Genomic DNA, 18,454 nt, shown 5'->3' on the forward strand with positions numbered 1-18,454 from the left:
AAGTATGAGAGATTTAAGAACGCTCTAATTGCATTACACAGACGTTTTTAATGTGGGAAAGGAAGAATGGGGGAGTTAGCGTAGATGTTTCTACTTATTACTACATTTGATAGGTTTATTTGGCTGGGGAATGTTGCTTCGTCTTCAGAAAAGATTAACAGGAATCTAGCGTTTTCGAGGGCTGAAGAAAGTAATGCTAATTTGCGTAAAAAGAAATGTATAGGTTCAATTAATAATATGCATCAAAAAATAACGATAGCTTCTGTGGAATATGGTCATAATTTTGTGTTGGGTCGTGCAGAACCTCATTCAACAATTGTCATAACAAGTGGTGATATGTATGTTGGAAGCGGACGGGTTAATAAGTATGGGAAATTTAAAGTATGTACGAATGATTATCTAGAAAGAGATTTGGTAATAGAGATTCAGTTAATAATGGGTGGTTTTTATCAAGAGAGTATAACGGTAAAGATAGAACGTTAAGATAGAATTATTTCTTTTTTTCCACTATATAAAAAGGAAGCAACCGTAGTTGCTTCCTACATCAATTAAGCCGAAGCCTTCTTCATTCTCTCAAGTAAACTAGATAACACATGCGTACGATAAGATTCTAGTTTTTTACCTTCATAAGTACGGATACCTAATTTTTTAAGTTCTTTTACATACCAACCTTTGCTTCCGAAATACATGTGATCGCTCCCCTTCAACTTTGTTTTTATTTATCCTGATTGCATATGGAGGTACAGGAATTATAATGAAGGAAATGAATTTCGCACGAAAATGGTTAACTTTGTTGCAAAAGACATATATACTAAAGATAGTATACAACGAGGTGGACAAGACGTGATTATAGAGAAGCACGAAATTCAAATTGACCAAATTACGAGTGGTAAAGTGAATATCTTTACTTTCTATAGAAATAGAAAGCAAATTGATGATCATTTTTTACGATTACAAGAACCATCGCTTACAGCAAACTACTTCTTCCATTTTCATTTTGATGCAGAGAGCTTGCATCTATTGCAGAAAGAGTTTCCGAGCGTATATCCGTACGACGGTAGTGAAACGATTCACGACTGGACGGAAAAGATGAAAGCAGAATTGCAACATCAGATCCAAACAGGTAAATGGAATAAACGCGTACGTATCGGTAATCGCATTCTAGATGTGGTGTTTACGTGGTGTGACGAAGATATAGTAGAGTGAAAAAGAAGCGGATGACGCTTCTTTTTTTAGCGCTGGAATAAAACGAGCTTACCTGCAGAAGATGTGCAGCGATGTGTTTTCTCATACAATCCTTTTTCTTTTAAAATAGATTCACCTTTTGCTTTCGCTTCTTTTTCAGTTGCCGCCTCGAATGATTCGTCTAATGCTTTAGAACCATCTTTTTCAAAGACTGTTAGAACGTATACTCCCATGAAAATTCCCTCCAATAATAAAATCAGAATCTTATAACTATTTTGGCATAAATCACTAGAATATGCAAAGAAATATATGACATTGCGTGTTACAATAAGGTGAAACTTTTGAAACATAGAAAGGATCGTTATTTGTGAAACAAGTAAAGTTTATACATGCGGCTGATTTGCATTTGGATAGTCCATTTAAAGGGATGGAGATGAATGTACCGCAGTCTGTTTGGGAGAGAATGAAGCAGAGTACGTTTGAATCGTTCGAGCGTATTGTTGATAAAGCGATTCAAGAGCGCGTTGATTTCTTATTGCTAGCCGGGGATTTGTATGATGCGGAGACGAGAAGTTTGAGAGCGCAAGTGTTTGTGCGCGAGCAAATGAAGAGACTTTCGCAGTACGATATCCCTGTTTTTATTATTCACGGTAACCACGATCATTTAGGGGGAAGCTGGGCAGCAATTGAGTTTCCGGAAAATGTTCACGTGTTTACGGAGCCTTATGTAGAAGAGAAATCATTTTATAAAAATGGTGAGTTGTTAGCTTCTATTTACGGTTTTAGTTATTTGCAGCAAGCGGTAACGGATAATATGACAGCGCAGTATACGAAAATGAGTGATGCGCCTTTTCATATTGGTATGCTTCACGGAAGTGTGGAAGGAGATGCAGAGCATAATCGCTATGCGCCGTTTCAAATTCGTGAGCTGAAAGAAAAGCAGTTTGATTATTGGGCTCTTGGCCATATACATAAACGTGAAATTTTATCAGAAGAGCCGTATATTATTTATCCGGGGAATATACAAGGTCGTCATCGTAAGGAGACAGGGGAAAAGGGTGCGTACCTTATTGAACTTACAAAACAAGGAACGCAATGTTCATTTTTCCATACGGCGGATGTTGTGTGGGATGAGATAGAAGTGAATATTGATGGACTTGAAACTGTTGATGAACTGATGACGAGCGTATCGAGTGCGATGAATGAATGCCGAAGAGAAGAGGAAGGGACGCTACTTACTGTCGTATTTACAGGACAAGGGCCACTTTCTCCTTATTTACGTGATGAAAAGCGCGTAGAAGAGATTTTTCATATTTTAGCATCTGGTGAAGAGCGAAAAGATTTCGTATATACGATGAAGTGGAAAAATGAGACAGTCTCTTTTGCAGAAATCGAGCGTTTGAAAGAAGAAAATCATTTCGTCGGTAGTGTGCTGAAGGAGTTAGAAGCTTTCACCAATATGGACGGCGTGTTGCGCACGATTTGGACATCTCCTGTAGCACGTAATAGTATTGAATCTTTTACAGAGGAAGAGAAGAAAGAGATTCAAAAGGAAGCAGAAAATATTATTTTAGAACAATTATTCCAGCAAGAGAGGGATAAGAAATGAGAATTGAAAAACTCCATATTTATGGGTACGGAAAATTAGAAAATGTGGAAATGGATCTGTCAATGCTGACAGTGTTATATGGTGAAAATGAAGCGGGGAAATCAACAATTCGCTCATTTATGAAAAGTATTTTATTCGGTTTTCCGACGAGAGGACAGCGCCGTTATGAGCCGAAAGAAGGCGGCAAGTATGGCGGTGCGATGACTGTGCAAACAGAGAAGTACGGCCGTTTGAAAATTGAACGATTGCCAAAGATGGCAGCTGGCGAGGTGACCGTTTATTTTGAAGACGGGAAAACGGGCGGCGAGGAAATTTTACACGATATATTAAGCGGGATGAATGAAAGTTTATTTGAATCTGTCTTTTCATTTGATATGCATGGCCTTCAAAACATTCATCAGCTTGGTGAAGCGGATATTGGCAATTATTTATTTTCGGCAAGTGCAGTCGGAAGTGATGCGCTATTGCAGTTAGATAAAAAGCTAGAAAAAGAAATGGACCAGCGCTTTAAGCCGAGTGGTCGTAAACCAGAAATTAACGTGTCATTGCAAGAGATGAAGAAACTTGAAGAGAAGATGAAAGAGTGGCAAGGGAAAATTGGCACGTATGAAAAGCAAGTGGAGCAGTTAAAAGAAAGTGAAGAGAAGCTTGCTTCTGTTCGCGGGGAAAAAGAGAGTGCAGAAAAACGAAAGCAAGATTATGAAATATTAGCAGCGCTTGAGCCACTCGTTATTGAAAAGCGTGCGCATGAGAAAGTGTTAGAGAACGAGAGCGGGCAGTTTCCTGTAAACGGAATGGCGCGTTATGAAGCAATTAAGGCGAAGATGGAGCCGCTTCAATTACAAGTGGACTCACTTCATAAAAAAATTGAGAATGTGCAATCTGAAATGGAATCGATTCAAATAGATGAAGAGTTTTTGCAAAAAGAAAGTTATGTAGAAGAACTTCGAATGCAGCATATGTCTTACGAAAATGCACGCCAAGAAATGCGTGATCTGACAGGAAGTATTACGAATATAAAAGAAGAAATCGCAGAACTGGAACAACAAATTGGTGCTACTTTTGAAAAGGAAACAGTTCTTTCATTTGATATGAGTTTGGCAACGAAAGAGTTAATTACGCAAACAGTGCAAAAGGCGCGCGAATTAGAAACGCAAAAAGCACAGCTCGATGATCGTTTTAAAGTAGCGCAAGAGCAATTAGAAGAACAAGAAGAAAATATAAGACAAATTAAGAAACAAATGTTAGTGGATGAAGAGAGAAATGTGTTAGTTGAGAAAGAGAAATCGTTCCAAGATGCGGCGTTTATCGGTATAGGCGCAGAGAGAATGAAGCGCAAGTATGAGGAAAAAGCAGGAACAGCTAAGCAAAAGAAAAAGCAGTGGCAAAGAGTTTGTCTTCTATTACTTCTTATTAACACAGGCGTTTTATTCACAAGCTTATTTATAGATAACCGAGCGCTCTTATTTATTAGTGTCATTGTTTTTGTAGGGATTGTTCTCGCCCTTGTTTTATATAAAGATCCATCAAGTGGATTACAAGAAGAGCTCCTTACACTTCAGCAAAGTGCTGGCGGAAGACAAAGTGAAGAAGCGATGTCTGTGCGCTATGAGTTAGAAAAAGATGAAGAGATACGTAAACTATTTGAGCGTGAGTCATATAAGTTACAGCAAATGGAACGAGCGTATGATAAAGTCGTTTCATCGTATGAGGAATGGGAGAGAGAAACGTTCCAGGCGGGAGAACAAGTCGATGCATATAAAACGCGCTATATGTTTCCTGAATTTTATACGTATGCACACATATTGCCGGCGTTTGAGCGTATTGAAAAAATGCAGCAATTATATCGTGATTTAGAGAAGAAAAGTGAGCGCAAATCTTCATTATTTGAAATGATTTCGCAATTTGAACATAAACTAGAAACTGTTATCGGTAGTGCGGAGTATAGTAAGCTACACGAGGCACAAAGCCGTATGCAAAATGAGAAAGAGAAGCGCCAAACTTGTAAGCAGTTAAAAGAAAAACTGGCGGAATGGCAAGAAGAATATGAGTTTATGCAAGAACGATTGAAACATCTGTTAGTAGAACGAGATGGTTTATGGCATATTGCAGAGGCTACAGATGAAGAGATGTTTTTAGAAGTAGGTAAACTAGCGGAAAAACGTGAAGATGCTGAGAAACAAGTGGGGCGTTTATTACCGCAAATTGATCTGTTGGAACAGCGTTTAACGAACTTATCATTAGCTGAACATTATGAAGCTGACGGTTATGAAGAGAAATTAAAGAGAGAAATGACAGTCGTGCAAAACTGTCTTACGGAAGAGAAAGAACTGACAGAGCGTATTGCGAAACATCGTATGGAAATTGCGAATTTAGAAGAAGGTAGTACATACGGTGATTTAATGCATGAATGGGAAATGAAAAAAGCGCAAGTGCGTGAACAAGTGAAGAAGTGGGCTGCTTATGCGGCCGCAAAAACGGTGTTAACGAAAACGAAGCAATATTATCACGAAGTACATCTTCCTCGTATTTTACAAAAATCAGAAGAGTATTTCGTCTATTTAACAGGCGGACGATATAGTAAAATCTTTTCACCGTCAGAGGCAGAACCGTTTATCGTTGAACGTAACGATGGTATGCGTTTTTACAGTCATGAACTAAGCCAAGCGACAGCGGAGCAGTTATATTTATCGCTGAGATTTGCACTCGCGAAAACATTCGAACATGATTATCCATTTATTATTGATGATAGTTTCGTGCATTTTGATGCGGTAAGGACGAATCGAACGATTGAACTTATAAAGGAAATTGCAAAGGATAGACAAGTCATATTCTTTACATGTCATGCGCATTTACTCGCGTATTTTACAGAAAAACAGATTATAAAATTAACACATATGCGTAAAGAAAATGAGTTGTAGTGTGCTATACTAAAAGTAACTGATTTGGTGGAGGAATTCGAATGAAAAAGAAAATTGCAGAATATGAAGTTGGTGAACAAGTCGATATTTTCTTGTTAATTAAAACAGCGACAAAAGGTATCGCAAGCAATGGAAAGCCATTTTTAACAGTAATCTTACAAGATCCAAGTGGAGATATTGAAGCGAAGCTATGGGACGTATCACCAGAAGTTGAGAAACAATATGTAGCGGAAACAATCGTGAAAGTAGCTGGAGATATTTTAAACTACAAAGGACGTATTCAATTACGTGTGAAACAAATTCGTGTTGCGAATGAAAATGAAGTAACAGATATCTCAGACTTCGTAGAAAAAGCACCAGTGAAAAAAGAAGATATGGTTGAGAAAATTACGCAATACATATTTGAAATGAGAAACCCGAACATTCAACGTCTAACAAGACATTTATTAAATAAGCATCAAAACGAATTTTTAGACTATCCAGCAGCGACAAAGAACCATCACGAGTTCGTATCTGGACTAGCTTATCACGTCGTATCAATGCTTGATTTAGCGAAAGCTATCTCAAATCTATACCCATCGTTAGATAAAGACTTACTATATGCAGGTGTTATTTTACATGACCTTGGTAAAGTAATTGAATTATCTGGCCCAATTTCTACAACGTATACGTTAGAAGGAAACTTACTAGGCCACATTTCTATTATGGTAAACGAAATTGGTAAAGCAGCAGACGAGCTGCAAATTGATGCAGAAGAAGTATTAATTCTTCAACACATCGTCCTTTCTCACCACGGAAAAGCAGAATGGGGTAGTCCAAAACCACCATTAGTAAAAGAAGCAGAAATTCTGCATTACATCGATAACTTAGATGCAAAAATGAACATGATGGACCGCGCATTAGGACGCACAAAACCAGGCGAATATACAGAGCGTGTCTTTGCGCTTGATAATCGTTCGTTCTATAAACCTAAGTTTGAAACCTATCGTGACAAGTGAATTTAGCGTATTGTTAAAGTTACTTGCCCACAATTTGCCCACGAGATTTTAAAAACTCGTCATATTGGTTTACGGCAGTTTCCTCTATAGATTTTGTTATATGAAGATACACATTTGCAGTCATGTCTATAGAGGAATGCCCTAAACGTTCTGAAACATATTTAAGGTTTGCCCCACTTTGTAATAAGTGAACGGCATGTGTATGTCTAAATCCGTGTAAGGTAATGTACTTTAAATTTCCTTTCTTACAAGCTTGCTGTAAGAATTTTAGGGTTGCTGGGTGTAGCATACAAGAATTATCTTCATGTGTAAATACAAAATTATACTCTTTATAATATTTACCGTTCTTCAAAGTGTTTTTATTTTGCTCCATTTTCATTTTTCTTAAATGAGATATGGTAGAAGAATCTAAAGAGATAGTTCGTTTACTACTTCTATTTTTAGGTGGGCCGAATAAGATTTTTTCATTTCTCTTGGTAGTGATTAATGTTTTGTTGATGAATAATTTTTGTTCTTCAAAATCAATATCTTCCCATTGAAGGGCTAAGCATTCACCAATGCGGAGACCTGTGCGAGATAGAAACATGAATAAAGAAAAGTATTTAAAGCCTCCTTTCTCATTAAGGATGTAAGTTAAGAATTGGTGTAGTTCATCTATATCGTAGCATTTTATATCATCATTTTTTGAGGAAACACGAGTTGTTCTTAATTTAATTTTTGTAGTTGGGTTTTTTTCTAAAATCCCAAGTTCGTTAACAGCTGTATCTAACGCATGGTGCATTGTGACATTAATTGTTTCTACCGTTTTTTTACTGTACTTTTCTAATAGGTTATTTATAAATTTTTGATATTTAATTCTTGTTAAATCTTTTAACTTTAATTCTCCAAACACAGGTAAGATGTGAAGTCTAATGTTTTTTTCGTAGACCATGTAAGTTCTTGGAGCTACATTTCCTTTTTTGAAGACATTTAACCATTCGTAAAGGTATTCATTAAAAGTTATTTTACCGTCCTGTATATTGCTCCCATTTACTAATTTTTCTTCTATTTTAGCAGCAGCTAATTGAGCTTCTTTTTTTGTTTTAAATCCACCTTTGGAGGTTTCTTTGTATTTCCCCATTTCTTTATACCTGATCCGATATTCCCACTTATCATTACGTTTTCTAAAACTAGCTATTTTAATCACTCCATTCTATATAATGAGAATGTTTGTTCTGTTCTTGTATAAAAATATATAATAGATTTTAAATAAATCTATCCATTTGTTTAGGGATTCCATAATGCTGTAATAATTCTTGCTTTGTTTGTATGTAGTAATCATGATGACTTCCATCGATAAGAAATCTCGTTGCAAAATAGTTTGCTTCAGCTTCTATACGAATTTCAGAACAAAGAGACACCTTGGATAATTTAGGTGTATTTTCATCTGGATGAAATAAAGCATGACCTAATTCATGAAAACAAGTGAAGATTTGATTTTGATATGAAAGTCGTTCGTTAATATGTATAAAAGGGATACGAGACACTTTGTGGTAGTATCCGTAAATATCCCCTAAGGCTTCTGTGATAATGACTATACCTTTTGCTTCAGCGATAAGGAAAGGATCTCTGGTGTTATATCGTCTAAGTAGTTCGTCTATTTTTAAATTGATTTGTTGTTTTGAAACCAACTAGATCCACTCCAATCACTCTTCGTTTCTGTATTTTTTTGGTGTGAATTTCTTTTTAGCCATTTGTTTTCCTAATCTAAGAGAGTTTTCTAATGAGACAATTAATAATTGTTTAGTTTCCTCTGACATAGGTTCAGAGTCTTTAGAAAAAGCAAGAGCATCAGCTTTACTCATATCTTCTATTAACTCTTCTAACTTTTTTTGTATATCTTTTTCATCTTTCTCTGTAAGTTCCCAGTACTCTTTGTTAGTTCTACCTAGTAGGTAATCAACACTTACCTCAAAATAATCTGCTACCAATTGCAGCTTATCAACAGCAGGTTTTTGTGTCTTCCACTTATATAGAGAATTTTCCCCCATGTTTAGTTGTTTTGCTAAATCAGATAACGATATTCCTTTTTTATCCGCAAGACTTTTAATTATGTTGAATGTAGACATTTGAGCCACCCTTAATAAAGCTAAGAACATTTATTATCTGAATGGATATAAAATCATTGACTTTTATCCATTCAGATAATAAACTATGTTCATAAGCTAATTATTTAGCCGCAAAACCATTACAAATTAAACCTCTATAGCACGTCCCTCAACGTTTAAAAGGTAATTTAATTTGGTTTATTTAGCTATGCCTTAATTTTATCTAATCGGATAGGAATAGTCAATAGAAAGCTAAAAAATTAGCTAAATGTATAGAAGGAGGTGTGGATATGGATAAAAGGTTTGGTAAGAAAGTGAAAATGTGGCTATTTGTTAATGGGATGAAGCAAGGAGAATTAGCAAAAATGCTTAACGTTTCTGGTCCATATCTCTCTGATATTTTACACGGTAAAAGAGAAGGTAAAAAAGTGAAAGAAAAAATAAATCGAATATTGGAAAGTGAGGAGATCTAGTAATGACGGCAACAGTGCAAGTCATTATCGATGATAACTACTTGCAAAAAGAAGTTTCTCGTCAAGTTAATGAACGTTTAGCTGATATAGGAATTGGTACTTGGTGGGATATGAAAAGACTTCAATATGAAACAAGTAGAAGTTATGACTGGTTAATGGAATATGTTGTTTGTGATCCTAGAGTACAGATCTTTGCTAAACAAAAAAATAATCGTTGGTTATTTAAAGCGAAGGAAATGAAAGAATTTCTTAATAAGTATTTTGATGAATTATAAGGAGGTTAGTATTAATGAAAAATGGTAAAAAGCCAACAAAAAAGAAAAAATGCATATTAAATTATACAATCTAAATCCTGATAATTGGTTGATTTTTAAAAAAATAAATCATGAATTGCATTTGGTACATCGTAATATGAATAAAACTAAAATTATTCCGAGTTTGTAGAGGGGGGAAGTAACATGAATCAATTAACAGTAGCAAACGAACAAGCACTAGTATTTGAAAACAACGGAAAAGTAGTAACAGATAGTTTAATGATTGCTGAAATGTTTGAAAAGACACATGACAATGTGTTGAAAGATATTAGAAAACAAATTGAATATGCGGGACCTGAATTTTCACTCGTAAATTTTCACGAGTCAAATTATGAAAATGGGCGTGGACGAAAATATCTTAAGTATAACTTAAAAGAAGAAGCTTTCACGCTGGTTGTAATGAGTTATAACACAAAAGAAGCTGTTCAAATGAAAATCAAGTTTATTGAAGAGTTTAAACGAATGAAGCAACATATACAAAATCAACAAAAAATACCTACAGATCCAATGGGAGTTTTAAAGTTAACGTTTCAAGCTTTAGAAGGACATACCCAGGAAATTCAGGAGATTAAGTCTGATGTAAAGGATTTACGAGAAAATGCTCCTTTATATGCTATCGAATGTGATGAAGTATCAAAGGTTGTAAGAAAGTTAGGTGTTCTTCTATTAGGTGGTAAAGAATCTAATGCTTATCGGGATGTTAGCCTTAGAAAAAAAGTGTATAGCGATATTTATAGTCAATTACATAGGGAGTTTGGGATTAGTAGTTATAAAGCTATTAAACGTCATCATTTAGATAGAGCGATTCAAATCATTAATGAAGAATATTCACTTCCAATCATTTTAGAAGAAGAAATTACAGCTACAAATTCACAAATAAATATGGCGGAAGTTCAGTAGGAGGAGCAATCATGCAACAAAAGATTTTAGTGATTACTAGTAATTTCGCTGGTTTTCCAGGTATCAGTGAGTTTCACACAAAAGAAGCTGCAAAAGAAGAAGTTAAAAAGTTGGTTCAAAAAGGTGTAAGTCCAAAATCAATTCGTGTAACGCAAGAAATACCTATGAACATTGATATTCAAGTAGATGTTGAATTTTAAGAAGGAAGGCTTAGGTGAGAGAAATAATGGAAGTCATGATTGATTTAAATACATTTGCTGATGGAGCACTTGCTGAAAGATTTCATCAAGAGTTTGAGCGCGTAATGGAAAATATGGCAGATTTAAATACTGATCCCAAAAAAGCAAGAAAGATCGTTTTAACCCTTTCATTTGCTGGTGATAAAAAGCGTGATGTGTGGAATTGTCAAGTTCAAGCTACTTCGAAACTAGCACCAACAGAAGCGGTAGAATCTAAGATTCTATTAGATATGGATCAAAATGGAAACTTAGTTGGTCAAGAGCTAGCTTCTGGAATCCAAGGGCAGTTTTATATGGATCTACAGGGTGATGTGAAAACAGATGTTGGACAACCTGTAGAAGAAGTAGAAAAGAAGGAACAAAATCAGGTTTCTGAAAAGCAAACGGTAGTAATCGATTATATGAAAAGTAAATCTAATTAAGAAAAGGGGAAATAAAAAATGACTATGACAAGAGAAGCAATTGAAAAGGTATTAGAGATTGGAACGATTGAAACACATAAAATCGGGGAACAAACTTATTCAACACAACGATTACATCTTGTACAAGAACCGACACCAGCAGAGATTACTGTTCGTAGTTTATCTGGTTTAGTAGGTTACGTGAAATCAGAATTTGACACAACTGAACCTGTAATGATTCATATTGTAAACCCAACAACGGTAAGATGTTTTACCGCGGTTAATGGAGATAAGGCTAGAAGTACCTATATCGAAGCACAAGCGTCCATTCCACGTTTTAATTTTGGAAGTTTTTATGACAGAGAAGAATTTAATATTGCATTGCAATCAGGTTTTGTACAAAACAATCATCGAGACATTGTTTTACAGGTAGTAGGTACGGTTGTAGAAAATGATATTAAGGAAATTGGAGATGATGGTGTATCGCAAGCTGTAACGGTGAAAACAGGAGTTGCGAGTAGAGGGAATGCAAAAGTACCTAATCCAGTGCAATTAAGCCCATATAGAACATTTGTTGAAGTGGAACAACCAGAAAGTAAGTTTGTGTTCAGAATGCGTGAAGGTGCACGTTGTGGTTTGTTTGAAGCCGATGGTGGGGCTTGGAAGTTAGAAGCGATGAATAACATTAAAGAGTATTTAAACGAGGCGTTGGCGCAAGAAATTGAGTCTAAAAAGGTGTTTGTTTTAGCCTAATGGATATTACAACGGTAGAAAGTACAACGAATGTCTGTATCTTTGGATTAGGGATTGTGATACTTGCGTATGGAGTTTATAAAGGTGGTACTTTCATTGAACGAAAGTTTGATGAAAGTGATCGCTTAGAAAGGGAGGTTTTAGATGATGGGAATAGAAAGCCGAGTTCTTCCGGAACATCTAGAAAAGGCTTTGGAATTAGAAGAGGAGCGTAGAGAGTGTATACAAAATCTGCATCTGTTATATAAACAAATGAACCAGGCAAATAAGGAAAGGAATAAAACTTTGTATCTTGAATTACATAACGCTTATCAGAAGCAAAGTATAAGAGATTTAGAGATATCAAAACAGTTATCAGCTATGTATTTTAAGAAACAAAAAAGTGATTGTGAAGCAGAAAGAACAGAGGTTTTTCGTGTAGCAGATCGTCTTGAAAAGGTTGGTGGCAGAAAAGAAGTAGTTGAAAGAATCCGCAAGAATGCATAAGAGAAGAACCCGCTGCAACGGGTCCTAAAGGGAAAATAATAATACGTATTATAACAATTAATTGATGTTTTGGAAATAGGAGAGGTAGGAAATATGGGTATTTTTCGAGTGAAAAAGGATACGAATTATTCGGTTATACACAATACGCCTTTGCGCGATGAAAATTTAAGTTGGAGAGCAAAGGGATTATTAGCTTACATGCTTTCTTTACCGGATGATTGGACATTTCATGCTACTGAATTAAGTCAACATGCTAAGGATAGTGAGAAAACAACAACAAGTACCTTAAAAGAATTGAAAAAGGCAGGGTATTTGAAGAGATATCCAATCCAAAATTCAGAAACAGGGAAAATTTCACATTGGGAAACCATTGTTTATGAGTTACCAACCATAGATACCAAAAAACATAGGGTGGATAAACCACCTAGTGGTGAAACCACTGAGTGGAAAAGCCACCCTATGGAAAAATGCCGACTACTAAATACTAATTCTTTACTAAGTACTAATAATATACAAAATACTAATTATTATCATGATGATAATAAAGAATTGAAATCACATGTATTAGTCGATGAAGAATTTAAAGTCAGTTATAACTTTTTAAAAGGTGAAGGAATTCCATTAAGTGAAATTGCCATTACGGAATTAGGAGAGTTTTATGATTCGTTTGGTAGCGAATTAATTAAACATGCTGCTCACAAAGCTATTGATGAAAATAAGCCAAAATGGAATTACATTAAGGCCATTTTGAAAAGCTGGGAAAAGCAAAAGGTAAAAACATTAGATGATGTTGCTGCATTAGATAGACGCTTTGAAATGAGTAAGAACAAGCGATTGAATAGTTCGGGACCAGGTCGTTCAAATAGAAAAGAAATTGTTCCAGATTGGTTACGTGAAGATGTTGAGCCAACTAAAAAAGAAATTGAAAAGCAAAACTCGCAATCTATTGATGAAGAGCGTGAGAGATTGCAAGAAGTGCTAAACAAATATAAATCATAGGAGCGATTTACATGTTAAATCCATTTGAAGATGTAATTGGAGAAGAGTGTTATAAATGCGAAAATCCTTTTCCTGAGTCTGATATGAGTAAAATATATATTTCTGGTTTGGAAAGGACTTTATGCAAGCGGTGTAGAGAGCAGCTTGAACAGAAAGTAAAAGTGTTAGATTTTCGTGTCATTCATGACGTACTAAAGGAATTAATAACAGGATTCGGCCGCGAGAAAGTCCGTCAATTCGATTTAGTAACTGCAAAAAGATACATGATTGACAACGAAGTAGCTCTAACGATTGAAAAACGAGGAGGCAAGTTCAATCAAGAACCTTTAGGCGAATTTGTTTTCTTATCTACCGAAGAGTTAATTACAATCATCGAATTTTTAATGAGAAAAATGAATCCTACCCTATGGATGAATGCTGTGATAGGGAATGTGTTAGATCAACAAATGATTATTACGCTTTCACCGATAGAAGGTGAATCAAATGACTGAACAAATCACAATAGATCATGATTTTATTTACGAGCCACTCATAGATACATACATGGTGGATATTGTTACAGAATCAGGATTTAAATTAGAATTTTGTGAAGCTGAAACGAAAGAAGAAGCGGCGTTAAAAATTCGTGAAAAATATCGTAAGAATTATAGTTTTAAGATTCGTAGTATTGAAGTTTCGAATAGATCGTTAAAAGAAATTCAAGAACTTAACTAACAATTGAATAGGAGAAGATACTCATGCAGAATCCATATGATTATTATATAACTCCAGAAGAATATGAGGCGGCTGCAAAGAATGGAATTAGTAATGAATTACTGACACGTAGAATTAGAAATTTGGGATGGGACAAAGAAATTGCAATGACAAAACCATCAAGATATAACGCAAATAGATGGAAAAACATTAAAGAAATAGCTTTGAAAAATGGTATCTCTCATTCAACTTATACAGCAAGAATAAAAAAAGGTTGGAGATTGATGCAATCAGTAAGCCACCTATAGATAAGTATCAAGCATTAAAATTGGCGGAACAAGCCAATTCAAAATGTAAAAACAAAGTGTTAACTGATGGACAAGCGGAACAAGCTGAATTAAATGGTATTAGTTATAGTACGGCACGTGACAGAGTTAAACGTTTGAAGTGGACTGTAGAAGAAGCCATAACAACTCCAGTGTTAACACGATCAGAATGTGGAAAGAAGGCAAAAGAAGCTTCACTTTGGTCAAAGTTGGTTATTCCATCAAGAGAAGAAATGATGCAGCGCAGGAAGTTAACTTATATAGCTGATTAGTTTGGATTCATAAATCTTTAATTAAGGAGAGATAGAAAATGGATTTACAGATTGATGAAAAGAAAGTAACTGCTGGTCAATGGGTTGTATGCGAATTGAAGGATAACAAAGTTATTGCACAAGTGAAACGAGTGATTAAAGATACATTTAACAACAAAGTAGAGTTATGGGGAACATGGGGATGTGAAGGAGCGATCCATGGTGATTGGGGCTACAATCATGCAAATAAATGTAGATACGCAACAGTAGAAGAGATCAACAAAGAAAGTTTAAGACGTGTATTTGCTCAAAAGGGACGGAGGCCGAATGAGTCTCGTTCTGGTGATGTGGTAACTGATGATGTGTATGCATCTCGTGTTTTACACGTAATAGCCGATAGAGCGACTGTACAAATCATGAACTCGCATCAAATATATGAGGTTGCGATAGAAAATTTAGAAATTCTATTCTTTGCTGAAGATATGGCTGGTTAAATCATGGGATTTGTAGTTTCAATATTATGTGTATTGGTGGTTATGATTGTCTTCAGATTGGTAGATAAGGTTAACAAAAGAAAGCGTTCAGATAAATAAGTTTCAAGAGTAGGAGAGAAATTAAATGAAAAATCGATTTATTGATTTAACGGAACTATTCCAAATGCAAAGGGTTTTAGATAAGGATATCATAGCAAAACATAAAGAAAATTATGTTCGCTATGACATGCTGTATAACAAGGTTTATGCGCTAAAAAATGAAGTGAATGAAGCTTGGAATGCAACAAATTCTTTTAAAATGTGGTCCACAAAATTTGAGCAACCTAACGATACATTTTTAGAAGAAATGGTTGATATTTTACATTTTTGGTTGTCGGTTGCTATGGACTTTAAAATCAAAAATCTGCTTCGAACAATTTATATTACAGAAACTAAAATAAACGGTTTTAATAAAGCGTTCTTCCATATGGACAAGAACGTAAATCATCTTATTGGAAAAGCCGAATACAAGGACTCTATTGGTGCAAAAAGACCTTTAATAATGATGATGGATTCATTCTATAAAATTATTGAATTTGCAGGTTTTACATGGGATGACGTTGTGAGAGCGTATAAAGAAAAAAATCAAGAAAACTTTAATCGTCTTGTTGGTGGTTATTAACCCAATTTGAATTTTATACAAAAAAAGATGAATCAGTAATTGTTCTAGCTAATTCACTAGTTCTATCAATTCAAGTAATTTTCTTTTTATATGTAGTTATATCAAAGTTCTAAGAGACGAGTTAAAAAGATTCCAACAAGAATACAAAGAAAAATTAATATAGAGAGAATAAGGTTTTATTAGGTTAATGCTACAACAGCAAGAGTTAACCCCCAAGTATTTAATGAATCAGAATAAGGTCCTACATGAACAGTCAGTGTACTTGTTATACCTGAAGGTGTAGTAAAAATGGCGGGTGCTGATACAGAGGTATATCCTGCAGTGTATCCTAAAGAAGTGCCTGAGCCAATTAGGGCATTATTATTAAGATACATGGTGATACCTGCGAAATTGCCTCCGGGTTGAATAATTACTTGCACTTCATAGATTGCTAAATAGGTTCTTCCGCCTTCTAGCAAAACAGTTGTTGGTGGTGTGAATGAGATTGCCGTGCCATTAGAATGTACCACGGTATCTAGTGGAATTGCAGAATTTACAGAAACGATTGTTGGGGTAGTCTGAACAACGTTTAAACTGTTAGCTGTGGGAGATGGACAAGAGCAAGGACAAGGTTTGTGAATTTTTGAGTTCTTATTATGTTGATCATTCACAAAGAATCAAACTCCTTTTTGTGTATCTATTTTATTTTTAATGCATTTGTAAAGATAAACTGAATTGTGTTGGTGAGTCAGTTCTTAAAAATATTTGATATATGAGGGATCTCAAATTGCATTCAATACATATATATGAATGTTTTTTGAGAGCAGTACTGTAAATTAAAAACACAATAAAAGAGTGATTTTATACAGAAAAATAAAAGAACCCGCTAATGCTAAACGGATTCTTTTGTAACAGGAACACCAGGAGGCTGGTCCAGAGCAATCTAGGTATTCACTTGGATGATGTTACTATATGTAAATGGGATAAAACGGTTCATGGAAATTAAACAAAATTCTTATTTAACAACAAATAAAAGGCGCATGTTATATGCACCCTTAGTACGGTAGATGAATGTCTTATGAGATGTAGAAATCTAAAAGATCGTAATCAGATTTTTACGAGTAAATTTTTAATATAGTATGCCTTACTTGGAATTATGGAGCCTGTCATCAAAGAATAAAGGTAAGTAGGAATTTTAATTTTGGAAAAGGAGCTAAAAAATCATGAAAGAACAAATTAAAAAAATTTTTACTTATCATCCATCGAAAGAGGGACAAACAGAGAAGTTTGTAGATATTAGAAATGAAGCTTTGCAATTCGCAAATTTGATAGATGGATCATACCCGAATAGTCGTGAAAAATCATTAGCTTTAACAAAACTTGAAGAAGCTGTTTTTTTGGCTAATGCAAACATTGCAAGAAATTAATTTTTAACAAAATCCTTATTTAGGTACAAAAAAGAGCACAATATATGTGCTCTTGAACAAGAAAGGTAGGTTTCTATGAGTGGATGCCTCCATACAATAATATATGCTTGTCCAGTTAAAAGGTGAAAAGTTTTAATAAAATTTTTATTTGAACATTACAGAAAGCCTTTTGAGAAAAGCGCTCTGAAGGTGAATGTACTGTAACGACTATTCAGATTAGTATATGTATGTTTTTTAACGTATGTGCAGTTTTATATAGGGTCTTTATTAGTACATTTAAATGCTAAAAGAGCGCTCCTTATACCTAATTATAACGAAAGTGACGAACTCACATTATACAGAAAGGCACTATTATTGTATGTCAAAGTATGAGGTTAGTGAATGAATTTAGATAAAATTGTTATTTGAAAGTAAATAAAAAAAGAGCACACATATAAGTGTGCTCTTAGACTAAAAGGTTTGAACGTATGGACTGTGGAGTGCCCTACACAATAAGATATGCTTGTCTGATTAAAAGGTGAAAAGTTTTTATAAAAACGTTATTTTTGGGTGGATGGAGAGGATGAGACATACAAGAAATAGCCGAATGTTTACAGTGGATCACAAGAACTTTAAGTATTTAGCTAATAATAAAATTTCATTAATGCGTAAAATCGGCTATAGAGGATTAGACCCAATTTTCCAGTGGCACAGAGATTATCATGGTATAAATATTGTATCTTTTAACCGTAACGGTGATACATTTAAAACTTATGTGATAAAAGGGAGAAATTAAACAAAAACGCTATTTTGCACTTTGTAAATGATAAAGCAGCTAGCTCAATGAACTAACTGCTCGGCTCCTATATTAAAAAATGATGCTAAGTGTAAGGTTGATTCGTGACAAATGGAGCCTATGTCTATTATTAACGAAATATTGAATTTTATTCATTGGATATAAGAGAGTTTAAAAATAATCCTTGTGTAAGCATTAATGAATAGATACAATTCACATATTATATTTTTGAATGAATAGTATTAAATTAATTAAAACGATCCAAAATAGCTGTTAAGGGTATTTAAAGAGAAGGGGTGGAAAATTTGGCTAGAAGAAAAAGAAATTAAAAAAAGCAATTGCTTGTCGTATAAAGGCTATACAAAAGGAAGAGAAAGTTAGACTAGATAAAGCTTGGGAAAACCTTTTTACATAGCCTAGCATCATGAAATGAATATAGTCCGGCTCGAAAACTAGAGGACACCGATTTTTAGAACGGCAATC

At 34.7% G+C, this 18,454-nt stretch carries 25 protein-coding genes and 3 pseudogenes; 22 read left to right on the plus strand and 6 right to left on the minus strand.

Going from position 1 to position 18,454, the window contains the following annotated elements; all coding sequences use genetic code 11:
- Positions 1-84: 84 nt before the first annotated feature.
- On the plus strand, positions 85-483 hold the full coding sequence (locus F3I02_RS08895) for a hypothetical protein (RefSeq protein ID WP_000479289.1): 399 nt from the start codon (positions 85-87) through the stop codon (positions 481-483).
- A 65-nt stretch (positions 484-548) separates the two neighbouring features.
- Here the strand turns inward: F3I02_RS08895 and F3I02_RS08900 are convergent, their stop codons facing one another.
- The gene (locus F3I02_RS08900; protein WP_000273536.1) at positions 549-689 is read right to left on the minus strand and encodes a YflJ family protein; all 141 of its coding nucleotides are present in this window, start codon (positions 687-689) and stop codon (positions 549-551) included.
- 154 nt (positions 690-843) lie between these two features.
- On the opposite strand from F3I02_RS08900, the gene F3I02_RS08905 reads away from it, so the two are divergent.
- Positions 844-1,206, plus strand: a complete 363-nt coding sequence (locus F3I02_RS08905) for a hypothetical protein (RefSeq protein WP_000582785.1) — start codon at positions 844-846, stop codon at positions 1,204-1,206.
- Positions 1,207-1,232: 26 nt separating this feature from the next.
- On the opposite strand, the gene F3I02_RS08910 is transcribed toward F3I02_RS08905, so the two are convergent.
- A complete protein-coding gene (locus F3I02_RS08910) occupies positions 1,233-1,418 on the minus strand; it encodes a YhzD family protein (RefSeq protein ID WP_000539547.1) in 186 nt (61 codons plus the stop codon).
- 134 nt (positions 1,419-1,552) lie between these two features.
- On the opposite strand from F3I02_RS08910, the gene F3I02_RS08915 reads away from it, so the two are divergent.
- From F3I02_RS08915 to yhaM, 3 genes are read left to right on the plus strand one after another with little or no spacing between them, the layout of a single operon-like run.
- Positions 1,553-2,794, plus strand: a complete 1,242-nt coding sequence (locus tag F3I02_RS08915) for a metallophosphoesterase family protein (protein ID WP_000815719.1) — start codon at positions 1,553-1,555, stop codon at positions 2,792-2,794.
- On the plus strand, positions 2,791-5,715 hold the full coding sequence (locus tag F3I02_RS08920) for an ATP-binding protein (RefSeq protein WP_196477842.1): 2,925 nt from the start codon (positions 2,791-2,793) through the stop codon (positions 5,713-5,715). Before F3I02_RS08915 ends, F3I02_RS08920 begins: the two co-directional genes overlap by 4 nt.
- A gap of 41 nt (positions 5,716-5,756) precedes the next feature.
- Positions 5,757-6,713 (plus strand): 3'-5' exoribonuclease YhaM, encoded by a 957-nt coding sequence (gene yhaM, locus F3I02_RS08925; protein WP_000726636.1) that lies wholly within the window; start codon positions 5,757-5,759, stop codon positions 6,711-6,713.
- Between the two features lie 19 nt (positions 6,714-6,732).
- Here the strand turns inward: yhaM and F3I02_RS08930 are convergent, their stop codons facing one another.
- The 3 genes from F3I02_RS08930 to F3I02_RS08940 all read right to left on the minus strand — a co-directional run bounded on the left by F3I02_RS08930 (position 6,733) and on the right by F3I02_RS08940 (position 8,821).
- Complete coding sequence (locus F3I02_RS08930; protein WP_000135923.1) at positions 6,733-7,890, minus strand: site-specific integrase; 1,158 nt, start codon at positions 7,888-7,890, stop codon at positions 6,733-6,735.
- A gap of 67 nt (positions 7,891-7,957) precedes the next feature.
- Positions 7,958-8,383, minus strand: a complete 426-nt coding sequence (locus F3I02_RS08935) for an ImmA/IrrE family metallo-endopeptidase (RefSeq protein WP_069355118.1) — start codon at positions 8,381-8,383, stop codon at positions 7,958-7,960.
- 15 nt (positions 8,384-8,398) lie between these two features.
- Complete coding sequence (locus F3I02_RS08940) at positions 8,399-8,821, minus strand: helix-turn-helix domain-containing protein (RefSeq protein ID WP_000102963.1); 423 nt, start codon at positions 8,819-8,821, stop codon at positions 8,399-8,401.
- 269 nt (positions 8,822-9,090) lie between these two features.
- Here F3I02_RS08940 and F3I02_RS08945 point away from each other — a divergent pair, with 269 nt between their 5' ends.
- The 14 genes and pseudogenes from F3I02_RS08945 (at position 9,091) to F3I02_RS09005 (ending at position 15,790) form a co-directional block, all read left to right on the plus strand.
- Positions 9,091-9,273, plus strand: a complete 183-nt coding sequence (locus F3I02_RS08945) for a helix-turn-helix domain-containing protein (protein WP_000361154.1) — start codon at positions 9,091-9,093, stop codon at positions 9,271-9,273.
- A 2-nt stretch (positions 9,274-9,275) separates the two neighbouring features.
- The gene (locus tag F3I02_RS08950) at positions 9,276-9,548 is read left to right on the plus strand and encodes a DUF771 domain-containing protein (protein WP_196477843.1); all 273 of its coding nucleotides are present in this window, start codon (positions 9,276-9,278) and stop codon (positions 9,546-9,548) included.
- A 14-nt stretch (positions 9,549-9,562) separates the two neighbouring features.
- A pseudogene (locus tag F3I02_RS34825) lies at positions 9,563-9,717 on the plus strand (DUF6906 family protein).
- 14 nt (positions 9,718-9,731) lie between these two features.
- A complete protein-coding gene (locus F3I02_RS08955) occupies positions 9,732-10,487 on the plus strand; it encodes a Rha family transcriptional regulator (RefSeq protein WP_196477844.1) in 756 nt (251 codons plus the stop codon).
- 11 nt (positions 10,488-10,498) lie between these two features.
- Positions 10,499-10,687, plus strand: coding sequence for a hypothetical protein (locus F3I02_RS08960; RefSeq protein ID WP_196477845.1), 189 nt, complete (start codon positions 10,499-10,501; stop codon positions 10,685-10,687).
- A gap of 26 nt (positions 10,688-10,713) precedes the next feature.
- The gene (locus F3I02_RS08965) at positions 10,714-11,148 is read left to right on the plus strand and encodes a hypothetical protein (RefSeq protein WP_000453496.1); all 435 of its coding nucleotides are present in this window, start codon (positions 10,714-10,716) and stop codon (positions 11,146-11,148) included.
- A gap of 18 nt (positions 11,149-11,166) precedes the next feature.
- Positions 11,167-11,880 carry a hypothetical protein gene (locus tag F3I02_RS08970; protein WP_196477846.1) on the plus strand — a complete coding sequence of 238 codons (714 nt, stop codon included), beginning with the start codon at positions 11,167-11,169 and terminating at the stop codon, positions 11,878-11,880.
- A 144-nt stretch (positions 11,881-12,024) separates the two neighbouring features.
- On the plus strand, positions 12,025-12,366 hold the full coding sequence (locus F3I02_RS08975; protein WP_098425506.1) for a hypothetical protein: 342 nt from the start codon (positions 12,025-12,027) through the stop codon (positions 12,364-12,366).
- Between the two features lie 93 nt (positions 12,367-12,459).
- Complete coding sequence (locus F3I02_RS08980) at positions 12,460-13,365, plus strand: DnaD domain protein (RefSeq protein WP_196477847.1); 906 nt, start codon at positions 12,460-12,462, stop codon at positions 13,363-13,365.
- An 11-nt stretch (positions 13,366-13,376) separates the two neighbouring features.
- Entirely contained in the window at positions 13,377-13,856 is a 480-nt protein-coding gene (locus tag F3I02_RS08985; RefSeq protein ID WP_196477848.1) for a hypothetical protein, read from the plus strand.
- Complete coding sequence (locus F3I02_RS08990; RefSeq protein ID WP_000139235.1) at positions 13,849-14,079, plus strand: hypothetical protein; 231 nt, start codon at positions 13,849-13,851, stop codon at positions 14,077-14,079. Before F3I02_RS08985 ends, F3I02_RS08990 begins: the two co-directional genes overlap by 8 nt.
- Positions 14,080-14,102: 23 nt before the next feature.
- Positions 14,103-14,656 (plus strand): annotated as a pseudogene (locus F3I02_RS08995) (hypothetical protein).
- Between the two features lie 38 nt (positions 14,657-14,694).
- The gene (locus F3I02_RS09000) at positions 14,695-15,129 is read left to right on the plus strand and encodes a hypothetical protein (protein WP_196477849.1); all 435 of its coding nucleotides are present in this window, start codon (positions 14,695-14,697) and stop codon (positions 15,127-15,129) included.
- Between the two features lie 124 nt (positions 15,130-15,253).
- Positions 15,254-15,790, plus strand: a complete 537-nt coding sequence (locus tag F3I02_RS09005; RefSeq protein WP_065485656.1) for a dUTP diphosphatase — start codon at positions 15,254-15,256, stop codon at positions 15,788-15,790.
- A 179-nt stretch (positions 15,791-15,969) separates the two neighbouring features.
- On the opposite strand, the gene F3I02_RS09010 is transcribed toward F3I02_RS09005, so the two are convergent.
- Complete coding sequence (locus F3I02_RS09010; RefSeq protein ID WP_098424729.1) at positions 15,970-16,440, minus strand: hypothetical protein; 471 nt, start codon at positions 16,438-16,440, stop codon at positions 15,970-15,972.
- 552 nt (positions 16,441-16,992) lie between these two features.
- Between F3I02_RS09010 and F3I02_RS09015 the strand changes: the two genes are divergently transcribed.
- The 3 genes and pseudogenes from F3I02_RS09015 to F3I02_RS09025 all read left to right on the plus strand — a co-directional run.
- Entirely contained in the window at positions 16,993-17,196 is a 204-nt protein-coding gene (locus F3I02_RS09015; RefSeq protein ID WP_196477850.1) for an Acb2/Tad1 domain-containing protein, read from the plus strand.
- 562 nt (positions 17,197-17,758) lie between these two features.
- The gene (locus F3I02_RS09020; RefSeq protein WP_065485654.1) at positions 17,759-17,971 is read left to right on the plus strand and encodes a hypothetical protein; all 213 of its coding nucleotides are present in this window, start codon (positions 17,759-17,761) and stop codon (positions 17,969-17,971) included.
- 313 nt (positions 17,972-18,284) lie between these two features.
- Positions 18,285-18,386: pseudogene (locus F3I02_RS09025) on the plus strand (DUF3983 domain-containing protein); the annotation flags it as partial.
- Positions 18,387-18,454 lie beyond the last annotated feature (68 nt).

This window comes from Bacillus sp. SRB3LM (assembly GCF_015712745.1).
In the GTDB taxonomy this organism is placed as follows: domain Bacteria; phylum Bacillota; class Bacilli; order Bacillales; family Bacillaceae_G; genus Bacillus_A; species Bacillus_A thuringiensis_K.

Bases quoted from the DNA above. Each gene is read 5' to 3' on its own strand.
- F3I02_RS08950 (WP_196477843.1), top strand. From the start codon at position 9,276: ATGACGGCAACAGTGCAAGTCATTATCGATGATAACTACTTGCAAAAA.
- F3I02_RS08945 (WP_000361154.1), top strand. From the start codon at position 9,091: ATGGATAAAAGGTTTGGTAAGAAAGTGAAAATGTGGCTATTTGTTAAT.
- F3I02_RS08970 (WP_196477846.1), top strand. From the start codon at position 11,167: ATGACTATGACAAGAGAAGCAATTGAAAAGGTATTAGAGATTGGAACG.
- F3I02_RS08900 (WP_000273536.1), bottom strand. From the start codon at position 689: ATGTATTTCGGAAGCAAAGGTTGGTATGTAAAAGAACTTAAAAAATTA.
- F3I02_RS08965 (WP_000453496.1), top strand. From the start codon at position 10,714: ATGGAAGTCATGATTGATTTAAATACATTTGCTGATGGAGCACTTGCT.
- F3I02_RS09020 (WP_065485654.1), top strand. From the start codon at position 17,759: ATGAGACATACAAGAAATAGCCGAATGTTTACAGTGGATCACAAGAAC.
- F3I02_RS09000 (WP_196477849.1), top strand. From the start codon at position 14,695: ATGGATTTACAGATTGATGAAAAGAAAGTAACTGCTGGTCAATGGGTT.
- yhaM (WP_000726636.1), top strand. From the start codon at position 5,757: ATGAAAAAGAAAATTGCAGAATATGAAGTTGGTGAACAAGTCGATATT.
- F3I02_RS08910 (WP_000539547.1), bottom strand. From the start codon at position 1,418: ATGGGAGTATACGTTCTAACAGTCTTTGAAAAAGATGGTTCTAAAGCA.
- F3I02_RS08940 (WP_000102963.1), bottom strand. From the start codon at position 8,821: ATGTCTACATTCAACATAATTAAAAGTCTTGCGGATAAAAAAGGAATA.
- F3I02_RS08955 (WP_196477844.1), top strand. From the start codon at position 9,732: ATGAATCAATTAACAGTAGCAAACGAACAAGCACTAGTATTTGAAAAC.
- F3I02_RS09005 (WP_065485656.1), top strand. From the start codon at position 15,254: ATGAAAAATCGATTTATTGATTTAACGGAACTATTCCAAATGCAAAGG.
- F3I02_RS09015 (WP_196477850.1), top strand. From the start codon at position 16,993: ATGAAAGAACAAATTAAAAAAATTTTTACTTATCATCCATCGAAAGAG.
- F3I02_RS08985 (WP_196477848.1), top strand. From the start codon at position 13,377: ATGTTAAATCCATTTGAAGATGTAATTGGAGAAGAGTGTTATAAATGC.
- F3I02_RS08980 (WP_196477847.1), top strand. From the start codon at position 12,460: ATGGGTATTTTTCGAGTGAAAAAGGATACGAATTATTCGGTTATACAC.
- F3I02_RS08920 (WP_196477842.1), top strand. From the start codon at position 2,791: ATGAGAATTGAAAAACTCCATATTTATGGGTACGGAAAATTAGAAAAT.
- F3I02_RS08895 (WP_000479289.1), top strand. From the start codon at position 85: ATGTTTCTACTTATTACTACATTTGATAGGTTTATTTGGCTGGGGAAT.
- F3I02_RS08975 (WP_098425506.1), top strand. From the start codon at position 12,025: ATGATGGGAATAGAAAGCCGAGTTCTTCCGGAACATCTAGAAAAGGCT.
- F3I02_RS08990 (WP_000139235.1), top strand. From the start codon at position 13,849: ATGACTGAACAAATCACAATAGATCATGATTTTATTTACGAGCCACTC.
- F3I02_RS08960 (WP_196477845.1), top strand. From the start codon at position 10,499: ATGCAACAAAAGATTTTAGTGATTACTAGTAATTTCGCTGGTTTTCCA.